The organism is Serratia plymuthica, assembly GCF_018336935.1.
Classification (GTDB): domain Bacteria; phylum Pseudomonadota; class Gammaproteobacteria; order Enterobacterales; family Enterobacteriaceae; genus Serratia; species Serratia plymuthica_B.
Genome location: NZ_CP068771.1, coordinates 2,121,980 through 2,134,690, shown reverse-complemented (window position 1 = coordinate 2,134,690; position 12,711 = coordinate 2,121,980). Strand labels below are relative to the sequence as shown.

Genomic DNA, 12,711 nt, shown 5'->3' with positions numbered 1-12,711 from the left:
CGATGCAATACCGTCAGCTTGGCCATTCCGGCCTGAAAGTTTCGGCGCTGAGTCTCGGCACCATGACCTTTGGCGGCGCGGGCAAATTCGCCAAAACCGGCGATACCGGCGTTGACGAAGCCCGCAATCAGATAGACCGCTGTATCGACGCCGGCATCAACCTGTTCGATACCGCCGACGTCTATTCCGCCGGCAAGGCGGAAGAGATCCTGGGCCAGGCGCTGGGCAAAAAACGCCAGCAGGTGCTGGTCGCCAGCAAGGCGCGCTTCCCGATGGGCGCCGGCCCGAACGACGCGGGGCTGTCTCGCCATCATGTGATCCGCGCCTGCGAAGCCAGTCTGCGGCGGCTGAACACCGACTATCTCGACGTGTATCAACTGCATGAGTGGGACGGCCTGACGTCGGTTGAAGAGACCCTGCGCGCGCTGGAGCATTTGGTCAACAGCGGCAAGGTGCGTTACGTCGGCGTGTCCAACTTTTCCGGCTGGCACCTGATGAAACACCTTAGCGCAGCCGAACGCCTGGGCCTGGTGCGCCCGGTCAGCCAGCAGATTCATTACACGCTGCAGGCCCGCGAGGCAGAGTATGAACTGCTGCCGATCGCGGCGGATCAGGGCGTCGGCGTCCTGGTGTGGAGCCCGCTGGCCGGCGGTTTGCTTTCCGGTAAATACCGCCGCAATCAGCCTGCGCCGGCAGGCACCCGCCACCTGGCCAACTGGGGCGAGCCGCCGGTACGCGACGAGGAGCGGCTGTACGATATCGTCGACGTGCTGGTGGATATCGCCCAATCGCACGGCGTGTCTGCGGCTCAAGTCGCCCTTGCCTGGCTGCTGGCGCGGCCTGCCATCACCTCTGTGGTGATCGGCGCGCGCAACGACAATCAACTGCAGGACAACCTGCAGGCCGCCAATCTGCACCTGAATGAGGAGGACCTTCAGCGGCTGGAGGAAGTGAGCCGCCCGCCACTGATTTATCCTTATTGGCACCAGGCCGCCACCGCGCCGGACCGTCTCTCGGACGCCGACCTGCTTCTGCTTGCTCCACACCTGCAGCAAAAATAAGTCGCATCTGCCGTTAATCAACGTAGTATCGATGATCCGCCCCGTTTTGACGGGCGCGGATTTTTGCCGTTCTGGCCTGAAAAGCGAGGTAATAATAATGATTCACAGTGACCTTTCTCAGTGCCGCCTTAACACCGACCGGTTGTTGATTGCTCCATTTACCGCAGCAGACGCCGACGAGGTTTACCAGGCGATTACCCCAACCTTGACGCGCTTTATGAATTTTGAACCTGAGGCGTCGCCGGAGGCCTTCGCCAACGTCTGGCAAACCTGGTTACCGCTGATCCGCGAAGGCGAGGAAGTGATTTTCGTTGCCCGTCTGCGCGACACCAAAGCGTTTGTCGGCATGGGCGGCGCGCACGATCTGCACAGCCAAACGCCGGAACTGGGCATTTGGGTGAAGGAGACTCAACACGGCAACGGCTATGGCCGCGAAATTGTCCACGCCATAGCGGTCTGGGCCAGCGATCGCTACCGACCGCAGCACTTTATCTACCCGGTGGCCGAGCAAAATACCCCCAGCCGACGCATCGCGGAATCCCTCGGCGGCGTGGTAGCCGGCCGGCGCGAAAACACCAAATACGACTGCGTGGTCTACCAGGTTCCGCCACAGCGTTAAAGGTTTTACCGGCCCGGCCCTTGATAATCGTTTAGCGGCCTGGCCTGCTTTTCCCTTCGTTGCCAACTGACCGAAAACCGCCCGTTTGCCCGCATCGACGACTGTTTTTTACCGCACATGCAGATAACCGCTGCCACTTGGTGTGGGATTATGCTAATCCTAATAGCATGTAGGGTATAAACACTTGAGGAACAGTCACATGATCATTTTTGTCACGGGCGCCACATCAGGTTTTGGCGAGGCTATCACACGACGTTTTATCCGCGAAGGCCACCAGGTGATTGCCACCGGTCGCCGCGTTGAACGTCTGGAAGAGTTGAAAGACGAACTGGGTGACGCGCTGCATATCGTCCGCCTGGACGTACGCAACCGCGCCGCTATTCAGCAGGTGATCGACGAGCTGCCTGCCGCGCTGCGCCAAATCGACGTGCTGGTGAATAACGCCGGTCTGGCGTTGGGCCTGGAACCTGCGCACAGAGCCGACGCCGACGACTGGGATACCATGATCGATACCAACACCAAAGGCCTGGTGAACATGACCCGCGCCCTGCTGCCGGCGATGGTCGAGCGCAACATTGGCCATGTGATCAACATCGGTTCCGTCGCCGCCAACTGGCCGTATGCCGGTGGCAACGTTTACGGCGCGACCAAGGCTTTCGTCAAGCAGTTCAGCCTGGGTCTGCGGGCCGATCTGCACGGCACGCGCCTCCGCGTCACCGACATTGAGCCTGGGCTGGTGGGCGGTACCGAGTTCTCCAACGTGCGCTTCAAAGGCGACGATGGCAAAGTCGACAAGATCTACGACGGCGCCAATGCGTTGACGCCGGAAGATATCGCCGAGTCGGTGTTCTGGGTGGCCACCCTGCCGGCGCACGTCAATATCAATACGCTGGAAATCATGCCGGTCAGCCAGTCCTTCGCCGGGTTGAACATCCACCGCGAGTCCTGACGCTCCCCGTGCCGCCGGGTTATCCGGCGGCACGCCAGCCTGAAACGATAATCAGCATCCCCGCCAACGCCACCCCGGCGCCCAGCCAATCCAGCGCCGACAGCTTAACCCCGTCCACCACCCGCAGCCACAGCAGCGCCGTCGCCACATAAACGCCGCCATACGCCGCATAGACTCGCCCACTGGCGGCCGGGTGCAGCGTCAACAGCCAGACAAACAGCATCAAACTGGCCGCCGCCGGCAGCAACAACCAAACGCCGGCGTTTTTTTTCAGCCACAGGTAAGGCAAGAAGCAGCCTATAATTTCGGCTAGCGCGGTGGCGAAAAATAGCAGGGTAGTCTTTAACATGGGTAATGATTTTCTCTCTATAAAGTAAACGAAGCGGTGCTTGACTGGTGCAGCATCAAGGCTCGGTGGTATATTTATTGCCACGCCTGAGGGCGAGATTAAGCCAGTGTTACCTTCTTCCGGCAACACTAACTCATAAGGATGAAACGATGAAAACACTTTCTACTCAACGACTGCTGCGCGGGATGCTGCCGGTCGCCATGCTGATGTTGATGGGCGCCTGGCAGGCTCCGGCGTTGGCCGCCAGCTGCACTCAGGGCAGCACCTGCGTCACTGTCGATGGCAGCAACAGCGGCGCCATGAGCACCGAAGCGGCACGCCAGAGCAAAGAACAGTTCAACGACACCAAATCCCTGCGCCATAAGGTCAACACCCGCGTGGAGAAAGAGTTCGACAAGGTAGACAAGGCGATTGATAACGAGGACCGCTGCGACGACAGCCTGAACGTTAACGCCTACTGGGAGCCGAACACCCGCAAGTGTCTGGATCGCCAGACCGGCCGTCAGATTAATCCTTAATCACGCCACAGCAAGCGGCGAACGTTAACCTCAGCCGCCATTGCTGCTATTGTGACAAAGGAAGTTCATGCTCAAATAAGGACGAATTGATGAAAAAAGCGCTTATCCTGGGTGCACTGCTGCTGACCGCAGCCCCCTTGGCAGCCTTGGCTTCATGCGAAAGCGTGAAGGCGGACATTTCACAGAAAATTGTCAAAAACGGCGTCCCGGAATCCGGCTTCAAGCTGGACATCGTGCCCAATGACCAGGCCCAACAGGCCGGCGGATTGGTCGTTGGTCACTGCGAAAACGACACGCAGAAAATTGTCTATACCCGCCTGAGCAACGGCGATGACAACGGTGACGCGGCTCAGACCGGCACCAGCCAGGACACCAAAACCGCGCAATAACCGCAGTTCAGGGCGCAACCGCGCCCTTTCCTTTCTCTTGGAAAACGGAAATATCCCAGGTTCAGCCGGTTTCTTTGGCAGGCATGACAGACAGCTTTGAGCGAGAAGCTGACCTAATCGTAATCGGTAATCACCCCTAATAAATACATCATGGTTCTGAATCTAATAAAGATTAGGCCGTTTTACCGATGAACTATTGTCGTTAATACGGTGCAGTACATAAATCTATACGCGACAGTGTTAAAAAACGGTAATTGTCAGATCAGCCCTGAACCAACATAATTAATCAAAAAGTCACAGCGTTGATGTAATAGGCCTACTATCTAGCGGGACTCCTTCTAGGAATATGTCTGTATTGATTCAGATCACTATCAAGTGACCAGATAAATACTTCCGTAAGAGGAAATCTTTCAACGCATTTCTCATATTCTACAATAATACTTAGATCGCCAAAACTTGTGCCTTCAAATAGCTTAGTTGGGGACTTATTTTGACCAGCCAGTTGCGGAAATCGATCAAGCCATGAGAGTATTTCTGTGGTATTGGGAAACTCACTCGTGCGATAAGGGGCCTCACCTGTAAAGGCTCCTTTTACCGTTATGAGGAAACGTTCTGCCGTTTCTCGCCTGAGTGTGCCATTACCATTTTGGGCGATATGATTGCCTGTTTCAATGATCGTAGCCATTGGTAAAATAAATGTCGTTTCAAGTTGAACAAACTCCGAATAGCTCTGAATGATTGAATCTTTATCTTGGTTTTTTCCTGGTACGTTTAATAGATTCAAGAAAACAGAGGTATCAATGATGCAGACAGCACTCATTGTTCGCCCCCCTGCATTTTCGCTAGCCAATCAATTGCATTTTTTTTCTTCTGTTCAGGCGTAACCGGTGATTTAACAAAGCGATCTACAACACCATTGGTTACCAGTTCACCCAATGGTCCTTGGGAAACCAGACCCGGGAAATCATTCAAATCCGATAATCTCATTAGCTGACTATCCCCAGTATCTTTATTGCGATAACAAAACACTACATCGCCTAATGCGGAATCAGGTAAAGCGTCCATGAGGGCCGGATTGTGCGTGGACATTAATAATCGAATGTCTCTTTTTTGAGCTTGTTCACGCATCGTAGTCAGTAATTGCCTCGCACGGGAAGGATGAACACCATTATCCACTTCCTCTATGACCAGAGTCGACCCTTGTGGAATTGATAACAAAGCTGCTGCGATTGCCAGCACTCGCAGTGTTCCGTCAGAAAGTAACTCCACTGAGCATTTTCGATCCTGATTACCGAAAGACTCTAGTAATTCCAGGGATACTTTTCCCCTTCGATCTTCAAAGAAGGTTATATCTTTAACATCTTGTTCCGGTAAACTTTTGATGAAATCGACAATTACCGGCTTTGCATTTTCATTTTGCCAAAGAGTAAACAACACGCCAGACAGATTGGCACAATCGCCACGCAGGCGTTTTTCTGGATAACTATCACCTCGCATTAGCGAAGGCACAGGATCCAAAAAAAGCGTATTTGATAGCAAATTCTGAAATAAGGTCGTGGTTACAGGAATTTCTCTCTGAGCCTTTTTATGTCCTGAATCAAACATCGCTGATGATGCCAGTTGATTCATAATTGCAATCTGGTCAGTACAATTGACTTGAGGCTTACGTCCACCTCGCGAAAAGTTGTTGTAGGCCACCCGTACATCAGTACCCAAGCCTGAAGAAACCTGTTCTATTCGGTAAAGAGGGGAAGTCTCCTTCGTTGAGGTAATCGTCTCCTGAGAAATGTGAAGCTCTTGTTCTCGTAAGGTGATCTCAACTTCAAAATGGTTCCAATGGCTGTCATCAATGGAGCAGCCTAGCCTGAATGCGTTTGCGCCCAAATACCCTAGGTCTTTTACCTGGCCGCGAAGGATTTGCTCGGAGTCATCAACGCGATGTTTAAGGACTGACAGTTTCTGCCCCTGCGCAAGCCAGGACAGAAAACGAAATGCTTCTAGGGCGTTACTTTTACCGGAAGCATTTGCACCAATCATGAGTGTTAAGGGAGACAGATGTAACGTCTGTTGTTTGTAACTTTTAAAATCTTTAATCAGAATTTCCGTTAACATATATTCTCCTGTATCACATCTCGCATACTTCTTCTGTATCGTAGATGAGAGGGCTTGATTGATATAGTTCCACCCTTTGCAACATATTGGGGCAGAATAGCAAAAAAAATAGGGGAAATGTATCTAATGTCAGGTGCTTGCGGATCTTTCCTGTGCTGTTTTGACCCTGACCCAAAATCCTGCTCCATTCAGAAACAGAATTCCGGCATGATCTACACTCCCTGAACGGAGGTGGTGCCGATGAAAAAATCACGATTCACCGAAGAGCAGATTGTCTTTGCCCTCAAGCAGGCCGAACTGGGTACGTCGGTGCCTGAGGTCTACCGTAAGCTGGGCATTTCTGATGCCACGTTCTATACGTGGCGCAAGAAATACGGTGGCATTTCGCCCTCTGAGCTGAAGCACATGCGCCAGCTTGAAGAGGAAAACCTGCAGCTGAGAAACTGGTGGCCGATCTGAGTCTCGACAAGGCGATGCTGCAGGACGTGCTAGCAAAAAAGACCTGACGCTGGCACGGTTGCGTGAATGGGTCCGAGACCTGCAGGCGCGTTACGGGGCCAGCGAAAGGCAGGTCTGTTTGCGCTGCGGGTTAGTCGCAGTTCGTTTCGCTATCGCTCCGTGGCGGCCGATGACAGTGCGCTGCGTCTGCGTATCCGTGAGATCACAGAAACTCGCGTGCATTACGGGTACATTTTTTCAGTCGGATGTTGATAGCGTAAACACCATAGCAGTTTACTACTGGTTTTAACGAGCTAGCCTGTTGATTAGTGAAATTTCTTGTCAACAACGTCCGCTCCTGGCACTCAGGGGACGTTCAGACCTCTCTGGCTAACGCCTGACGGTCTGCCAATTCTGTCCCTAATAAAGCCCCCAGAGGGGCTCAGTCATCATCAGTCGGCATCTATCGCCAGCAGGTGCATTTCATTCAGAGCAAACTCGCGTACAGCCATCGTTTCTGTTTCATCCAGCACGTACATACCGATCCAGATGTAAAATGTTTCGTAGCACCTGTAATTCAGCATGGTTCCGTTTAAACGATATCTGGAACGGAAATCAGCGGTAAAGCTGATGATAGTCAGTAGCAGATCGTAAGATTTCATGGGTATGTCTCCAGTTGGTGCGCGACCGTCCCGCGCTTTACAGGGGGTATCGTCCCATCACGACCAAATTAGAGGTACTATTTTTTCATATTCCCCGTATCACCGGGACAGCCTGATTTTTCAGTCTATCAGCGATGAGACTGTCGCTTCTCATGCTGAATGTGAGATATTTGGCAGGCAGTTAAGAGCGAAAGCGGAAGTTCGCAGTTGTTCACACCACCCTCCATGGACATCTTCCGGTGCTCCCTTTATAGTAACTTCACCTCAGCATTCAACGATCTCGAGCCCCTGTCAGGAATAGTTAATGAACACTCTAACTGCGTTGGATTATCTGAAATATATGGGAGTCGGGTTAGTTCTGATCCCTTTTTTTCTTGTATCTAAAACTGTAATGATAAAAACGAGAAATGAGTTCAAGAATAGTGGGCTTGGCTCTGCAGCTTTTTTTCTAGCGGTTCATATTATGCTATTCCTTGCTCCTGTGGGTATTCTCCTTGCTACCTATATTGATAAAGGAACTAGTGCATTATTAATCGCCTCTCTTACTTTCTTGCTTATTTTAGCAGGCGCATACGTTTACGACAGGATCATCAAACGCACTTTCGTCATCAGCGTTGATGAGGAAACATTTTATGTATTATATAATCGCGCAAAAGATGACGGTGTTTCCATCAAAGACCTGATTGTGGGCAGGTTCAAAAAAGAATAATGGTACAGTTTGTCTTACAGGTCTTGACCTGCCCCATGATTAGATACAATGCTCAGTTAGTAATGTCGGATCCTTCACTCTCAGAATTACTCTTTCTCCAGCCCGCCGCAAATTCAGACGGCGTCTGATAATTCAGCGTGGAGCAGGTCACTGAGCTTGAAGTCCGCTAAGAGCTGTGAGTTCAAAGCGGATTAAGCAAACAGTAACTGCCATGTTCAGGTTCTGGTTGAGAAGAGATTTTGTATAGAAGAGTACGCACTTCAGTTGAATTTTCCTAGGAACCCGATTGGGGATATGGGGTTGATTATTTTAGTAAAACAAATCGGCATTGCCGGACGTGTTATGTGGTATGGGCGATAATGTATGAAGTGATATAGAGATTTTTTTAAACGTTTCCAGCATCACGATTTTAATGAAATGCTATTAATGCCATTACGTTAATCATTGCTTACATGCTTGGCTAACTTAGATTTGATTGGTTATGTTACGTCCTATTGTTTAAATCAGGACAACAGTTGCTTCATAAATATTGATATATATGTATCGAGTTTAATAACAATAGCTGGTTCAAATTTTGATAAATAAACTAGTAATGAGAGGATGAAAGGCGTAATTGATAAAATCAAAAAGATAACCATTACTAAGTTAAGCTTATCAGCTTGAGAAAAAAGATCTCTTTTGTGGGCGGCTATAAGTTCTGACAGTTCGCCAGATTTAGCTGACTTTGTATGGCTAAATAAAGCATCTATAGATGCCCTTATCGAATAAAGAACCTTTCTTTGATCTTGAATAGTAAAGAGTATTAATAGCGATGTAATTGCGACACCAATTAAGGTGAGAATACCTTCAAACTTTTGTGATGACTTTAAAATAGCAAGAGCAACACCTATGGAAATCGGAAGTCCGAAAAGCTTCCCTGAAATAGAGGATAGTGTACTTGATATTTTGCTTGAAACTGACATGTAATTTTCGGCAGCTTCTTTTTTTTGTTTCAGAAATGAAAAATTAGTTAAATAACATTCGAAATTACCGTAATAGGTCTCTTTAAGAAGTTCCCAGTGCTTAATTAAGTTATTAAAATTACCATCCTCTCTATCCACCTCTCTTAGCACTTCAATTAATGAAACTCTAAACATTGATTGTTTTTCTTGAACGTGAGCATTATCATTCTCATGATTATTGATGTTATTAAAGACTGATAAATCTACTGTAGGATAAGATACATTCTCTATTGATATATTGGGCTCAATAACAATTGGCGGTATTTTTTTAGAGCTTCCGGCATCAATAAATACAATTTTAAGACGGCCATTGTCATCAATGCGATCAATGTAGTTTGCTAGCTTACCAAGTTCATTTATAAAGTGAGATAATATTAATGTATTTTTAATTTTTTCATTGTTTGTCTTTTCTCCAAAAACATAATTTTCTTGGACAAGGTATACATTCTCGACATCTAACCCCATGTTCAATTTATTATCAAATGATAAAAAGACATCAAGTGAATCTACAAACTGAAAATCACCACTAGGCAAAGAAACTTTCAGTGTTATTTTTTTATTATTATCAATATTGGTCGGGAAAATATCACCAAAATAGGTCCCGACACTCGAACCATTAAATGATATTTCAAAATCTGAGAGCATTGGATTATGTTCATCCCATAACTCTTTTAGCTGTATAAGGTTATCTCTAAGTTTTCCCTCAAAAATAAATTGAGAATCAGTCATCGCAGGTCTACCTAGCCCACGATATAAATTGACTAATTTTTCAAATTGTTGGGCGCACATAATTACCCTCTCTCTTTAAGGACAGCTTCTAACTTTTGTATGGTATTATCATCTAGCTTCGATATTATCAGTTTTTTATCTGCTCGATTATACTGAATTACTGATCCTGGAGTTGTACCGAAAAATCGCCTTTCAAAATTTAATTCCCACCCATTTGACTTAGCTTTTACTTTAGCACGCCTACCGAGTACAGCTCTGTTAATAGAAAACTCTAACGGTAGTCCAATTTCTTCGCTATTAAGATAAGTTATAAAATTATCCATATATTCATGCTTTTCTGCCGGAACTATACCTCTAACTGCATGATCGATTTCGGTTAGAGATGCTAATTTACCATCTTCTTTTAATGTTAAGTAATTGAGTACAGCATCATAAGCTTGATTTTTATACGCAGTTAACTCTTTGTTCGCTTCGAAGTATTGTTTTACTCCATTAAGTGCACCATCAGTGGCTTTAGCAGAGGGAACACTATCTGAACATCCTAAGGCTGCTACAAAATATCCTGAAGCATCTTGATTTATTTTAGGACTGACGAAGGCGAGATATGTAGGTTTCTCTTCTTCCGGTAATACTTCATATTGATGGTATCTATCAAAGTTTATCCGTGCAGCTTGGTGTATCTTAGCCATATCTATTTGAACGGTTCCTACCGGCTTTAAATTTTCATCTAGCCGTAAAGCTTCTTTTTGCTTAACCATCGTAATAAGCATGAAGTTAGAGGTACCACTTGTGTAATGAGCAAATACTATTGCTCCACCAGATGCGGCAACTCTTGAAGGATCTTTTGCTTGTCGGGTAAGTTCATTCATACACACTGTTGAAAATGTATGAAATGAATCAGACCCTGCCCTACCGTTGTAATAGCCCTGGAAGGCATTCGGTACCTTATAAGTAGGATCCTCAATATCAAAAGTCCCTCTTGCTGCTTGGTTTTCTTTCTTTCCAATTAAGTCATTTAAGGATTTTACTAAGTCCTGCACATACTTGTCATCTGTAGGAAGAACCTGCTTAATAATATCCTCAACGCGCTGTTTTCCACTTTCTTTTACAAGTTCGTGTATAACACAATGCCTTAACTGAAATGCCATCTTGCACCCATTATCAATATATCACCGTAGTGATTCACCTAACTTCATAAAAAGTTGAAAAATCTCTTTCAACCACGAAAGATCTGTGTTGCGGATAGTGTAATGTTTATGGCTAGGTGTACAAAGTTTTTTTTCTTGCATACATGTACAAAGCGACAGTATTTAGGAAGTTAGAGGCTTTGTTGAATAAATCAGAGTTAGTCGACAGGATGGCTACTGTTGGCATACCTGTCATGTGATCCGAACGCTGCGCGTTATCCCCAATTGCGTCATCCGACTCAGCGCTTCACCCACCTGCGCATCCTAGTCCCCCCTGATCTGCTCCCCACAGATTATGCAGATAGATATTAGCAACTTCCGCTCTGGCACAGAGCGGACTGACACATGCTCCAATGTCCTCTTTGATCCAGGATTAGTCATTCAGCAGCATGCCAGTAAAAACAGATACCTTCGCTACAGATAAGGACAGTTCAGCTCAAGCGCCAAGGGTACCCATGATAAGCTGACTGGCATTTTTCCAGCTAACCCTGAATATCGGGGCTTTATCTGCCGAAGGCAAATCGGAGACTGTACGCTCCACAATGACCCCTCCAACATTCTGATAAAAAATTGTTGCCCTGACATTGTCTTCAAATACCCACAGGTAAATCGCTGACACAGCGTCCATACCATTTATCCATTCTGCTGCGTGACGGAGCAACTTTTTTCCAGCGCCCTGCCCCCGGAGAGCCGAACTGATATGCAGGCTATCGATATACGCTCCCCATTGCGCGTCATTCTGAAGTTTTACACATATAAACCCCTCAACTTTTCCTTCTTTTTCAGCGACGAAAACGGCCACATCGTCGCTGTACTTGCTCAATACAGAGTTCCAGTAGGAGAGGAGCTCTTTTTGCGCATAGTTCTCGAGAAAATCTGAAGACATAACGTTGCCGTAAGTATCTCGCCATCCGGCAGTATGCAGAAGTGCAATCTCATCGACATCCCCGTATTGAGCCGGTCTTAACTTGATCACAGTAATTCCTCTTCTAGAGTCACTTTGGGTTGCCATTAACCTGTATGAAGTGAAAGTTTCAGATAATCCTGGCGATCCAGTCGGCAAACGCGCGCACTGCGGGAGAAAGAAAGCGCTGATGCGGGTAAAGCATCGTTACCGGTACTGACGGCGGCTGCCAGTCTGCCAGAACCTCAACCAGGCTCCCTTCCTGAAGATTCTCAGAGATCACATTCTCAGCAAGCTGTGCCAGCCCGAAACCTTCAAGACACATTTTGATATAGAGTCCCGTTTCGTTAACGGCTGTATCTCCCTTCACCGGGACGGACAGCGTCTCAGTGCCACGCGCAAAACGCAGTTCATTCGTGCGCCTGGCCGAGCCGGAAAAGTAATGGATCGCCCGATGCTGTGACAATTCCTCAGGTGTTTTGGGGATACCGTATGCCTTGAGATAATCCGGAGAGGCGCAGGTCACCCAGCGAAACCTTCCAAGCGGACGGCCAACAAGTGTGGAGTCCGTTAATTCCCCCGTTCTGATTACGCAGTCTACGCCCTCCTGGATGAGATCGACCTGCCGGTCGCTCACCCCAATCATCAGGTAAATATCCGGATAAAGCCGGTAAAAGTCCTTCAACTTTGGCATGACGATGAAATGGGCGATCCCTCCGGGCATATCAACCCGCAGCCGCCCCTGTGGCCGCCTGACGGAGTCTGCCAGGCTGGATTCAGTATGTTCAATTAACGACAGGATTTCGCGGCATTGCGTAAGATACCGCAATCCTTCAGGGGTGAGGCTCACCCGTCTCGTCGTCCGGTTAAGCAGACGCACCTGCAAGTATTTCTCAAGGTTTTTAATCGTGCTGGTTACCGTGGAAGAAGGCAGTGAAAGTGTTTCTGCTGCGCGTACGAAGCTTCCGACTTCGGCCACCCGCGTAAAGACCTGCATAGCCTGAATACGGTCCATTTTCCTTCTCCCAAGCCGACAGTAAATCTTATTATTCGTAAATTATGAATTATGAAAACGCTTTAAGCA

Annotated in this window: 14 protein-coding genes and 1 pseudogene; 7 read left to right on the top strand and 8 right to left on the bottom strand. The window is 47.9% G+C overall.

Annotation, left to right across the window (positions count from 1 at the left end; translation table 11 throughout):
• The first annotated feature begins 2 nt into the window (after positions 1-2).
• The 3 genes from JK621_RS10200 (at position 3) to ydfG (ending at position 2,629) form a co-directional block, all read left to right on the top strand.
• Entirely contained in the window at positions 3-1,061 is a 1,059-nt protein-coding gene (locus tag JK621_RS10200) for an aldo/keto reductase (RefSeq protein WP_212559683.1), read from the top strand.
• A 97-nt stretch (positions 1,062-1,158) separates the two neighbouring features.
• Entirely contained in the window at positions 1,159-1,680 is a 522-nt protein-coding gene (locus JK621_RS10195) for a GNAT family N-acetyltransferase (RefSeq protein WP_212559682.1), read from the top strand.
• Between the two features lie 199 nt (positions 1,681-1,879).
• Positions 1,880-2,629, top strand: a complete 750-nt coding sequence (ydfG, locus tag JK621_RS10190) for a bifunctional NADP-dependent 3-hydroxy acid dehydrogenase/3-hydroxypropionate dehydrogenase YdfG (RefSeq protein WP_212559681.1) — start codon at positions 1,880-1,882, stop codon at positions 2,627-2,629.
• 19 nt (positions 2,630-2,648) lie between these two features.
• On the opposite strand, the gene JK621_RS10185 is transcribed toward ydfG, so the two are convergent.
• The gene (locus tag JK621_RS10185) at positions 2,649-2,978 is read right to left on the bottom strand and encodes a YnfA family protein (RefSeq protein ID WP_004944027.1); all 330 of its coding nucleotides are present in this window, start codon (positions 2,976-2,978) and stop codon (positions 2,649-2,651) included.
• Positions 2,979-3,127: 149 nt separating this feature from the next.
• Here JK621_RS10185 and JK621_RS10180 point away from each other — a divergent pair, with 149 nt between their 5' ends.
• Together JK621_RS10180 and JK621_RS10175 are read left to right on the top strand one after the other, a co-directional pair.
• On the top strand, positions 3,128-3,496 hold the full coding sequence (locus JK621_RS10180) for a DUF1283 family protein (protein WP_212559680.1): 369 nt from the start codon (positions 3,128-3,130) through the stop codon (positions 3,494-3,496).
• 89 nt (positions 3,497-3,585) lie between these two features.
• Positions 3,586-3,885: a DUF1161 domain-containing protein gene (locus tag JK621_RS10175; protein WP_013812766.1), complete on the top strand. Its 300-nt coding sequence runs from the start codon at positions 3,586-3,588 to the stop codon at positions 3,883-3,885.
• A gap of 319 nt (positions 3,886-4,204) precedes the next feature.
• Here the strand turns inward: JK621_RS10175 and JK621_RS10170 are convergent, their stop codons facing one another.
• Both JK621_RS10170 and JK621_RS10165 read right to left on the bottom strand, forming a co-directional pair.
• Entirely contained in the window at positions 4,205-4,705 is a 501-nt protein-coding gene (locus JK621_RS10170; RefSeq protein WP_212559679.1) for a hypothetical protein, read from the bottom strand.
• Positions 4,702-5,997 carry an AAA family ATPase gene (locus tag JK621_RS10165; protein WP_212559678.1) on the bottom strand — a complete coding sequence of 432 codons (1,296 nt, stop codon included), beginning with the start codon at positions 5,995-5,997 and terminating at the stop codon, positions 4,702-4,704. Before JK621_RS10165 ends, JK621_RS10170 begins: the two co-directional genes overlap by 4 nt.
• 240 nt (positions 5,998-6,237) lie before the next feature.
• On the opposite strand from JK621_RS10165, the pseudogene JK621_RS25575 reads away from it, so the two are divergent.
• Positions 6,238-6,684 (top strand): annotated as a pseudogene (locus tag JK621_RS25575) (transposase); the annotation flags it as partial.
• 203 nt (positions 6,685-6,887) lie between these two features.
• On the opposite strand, the gene JK621_RS10155 reads toward JK621_RS25575, so the two are convergent.
• Positions 6,888-7,097, bottom strand: a complete 210-nt coding sequence (locus tag JK621_RS10155) for a hypothetical protein (RefSeq protein ID WP_212559677.1) — start codon at positions 7,095-7,097, stop codon at positions 6,888-6,890.
• A 304-nt stretch (positions 7,098-7,401) separates the two neighbouring features.
• Between JK621_RS10155 and JK621_RS10150 the strand changes: the two genes are divergently transcribed.
• Entirely contained in the window at positions 7,402-7,806 is a 405-nt protein-coding gene (locus tag JK621_RS10150) for a hypothetical protein (protein WP_212559676.1), read from the top strand.
• A 503-nt stretch (positions 7,807-8,309) separates the two neighbouring features.
• Here the strand turns inward: JK621_RS10150 and JK621_RS10145 are convergent.
• From JK621_RS10145 to JK621_RS10130, 4 genes are all read right to left on the bottom strand, one after another.
• A complete protein-coding gene (locus JK621_RS10145; protein WP_212559675.1) occupies positions 8,310-9,596 on the bottom strand; it encodes a hypothetical protein in 1,287 nt (428 codons plus the stop codon).
• Positions 9,597-9,598: 2 nt separating this feature from the next.
• Positions 9,599-10,684, bottom strand: a complete 1,086-nt coding sequence (locus tag JK621_RS10140) for a nucleoid-associated protein (RefSeq protein ID WP_212559674.1) — start codon at positions 10,682-10,684, stop codon at positions 9,599-9,601.
• Between the two features lie 475 nt (positions 10,685-11,159).
• Positions 11,160-11,699, bottom strand: a complete 540-nt coding sequence (locus tag JK621_RS10135) for a GNAT family N-acetyltransferase (RefSeq protein ID WP_249337166.1) — start codon at positions 11,697-11,699, stop codon at positions 11,160-11,162.
• Between the two features lie 58 nt (positions 11,700-11,757).
• Positions 11,758-12,642, bottom strand: coding sequence for a LysR family transcriptional regulator (locus tag JK621_RS10130; protein WP_212559673.1), 885 nt, complete (start codon positions 12,640-12,642; stop codon positions 11,758-11,760).
• Positions 12,643-12,711: the final 69 nt, after the last annotated feature.

Coding starts and splice junctions, on each gene's coding strand:
- JK621_RS10150 (WP_212559676.1), top strand. CDS start 7,402: ATGAACACTCTAACTGCGTTGGATTATCTGAAATATATGGGAGTCGGG.
- JK621_RS10140 (WP_212559674.1), bottom strand. CDS start 10,684: ATGGCATTTCAGTTAAGGCATTGTGTTATACACGAACTTGTAAAAGAA.
- ydfG (WP_212559681.1), top strand. CDS start 1,880: ATGATCATTTTTGTCACGGGCGCCACATCAGGTTTTGGCGAGGCTATC.
- JK621_RS10165 (WP_212559678.1), bottom strand. CDS start 5,997: ATGTTAACGGAAATTCTGATTAAAGATTTTAAAAGTTACAAACAACAG.
- JK621_RS10180 (WP_212559680.1), top strand. CDS start 3,128: ATGAAAACACTTTCTACTCAACGACTGCTGCGCGGGATGCTGCCGGTC.
- JK621_RS10175 (WP_013812766.1), top strand. CDS start 3,586: ATGAAAAAAGCGCTTATCCTGGGTGCACTGCTGCTGACCGCAGCCCCC.
- JK621_RS10155 (WP_212559677.1), bottom strand. CDS start 7,097: ATGAAATCTTACGATCTGCTACTGACTATCATCAGCTTTACCGCTGAT.
- JK621_RS10145 (WP_212559675.1), bottom strand. CDS start 9,596: ATGTGCGCCCAACAATTTGAAAAATTAGTCAATTTATATCGTGGGCTA.
- JK621_RS10185 (WP_004944027.1), bottom strand. CDS start 2,978: ATGTTAAAGACTACCCTGCTATTTTTCGCCACCGCGCTAGCCGAAATT.
- JK621_RS10170 (WP_212559679.1), bottom strand. CDS start 4,705: ATGAGTGCTGTCTGCATCATTGATACCTCTGTTTTCTTGAATCTATTA.
- JK621_RS10200 (WP_212559683.1), top strand. CDS start 3: ATGCAATACCGTCAGCTTGGCCATTCCGGCCTGAAAGTTTCGGCGCTG.
- JK621_RS10195 (WP_212559682.1), top strand. CDS start 1,159: ATGATTCACAGTGACCTTTCTCAGTGCCGCCTTAACACCGACCGGTTG.
- JK621_RS10130 (WP_212559673.1), bottom strand. CDS start 12,642: ATGGACCGTATTCAGGCTATGCAGGTCTTTACGCGGGTGGCCGAAGTC.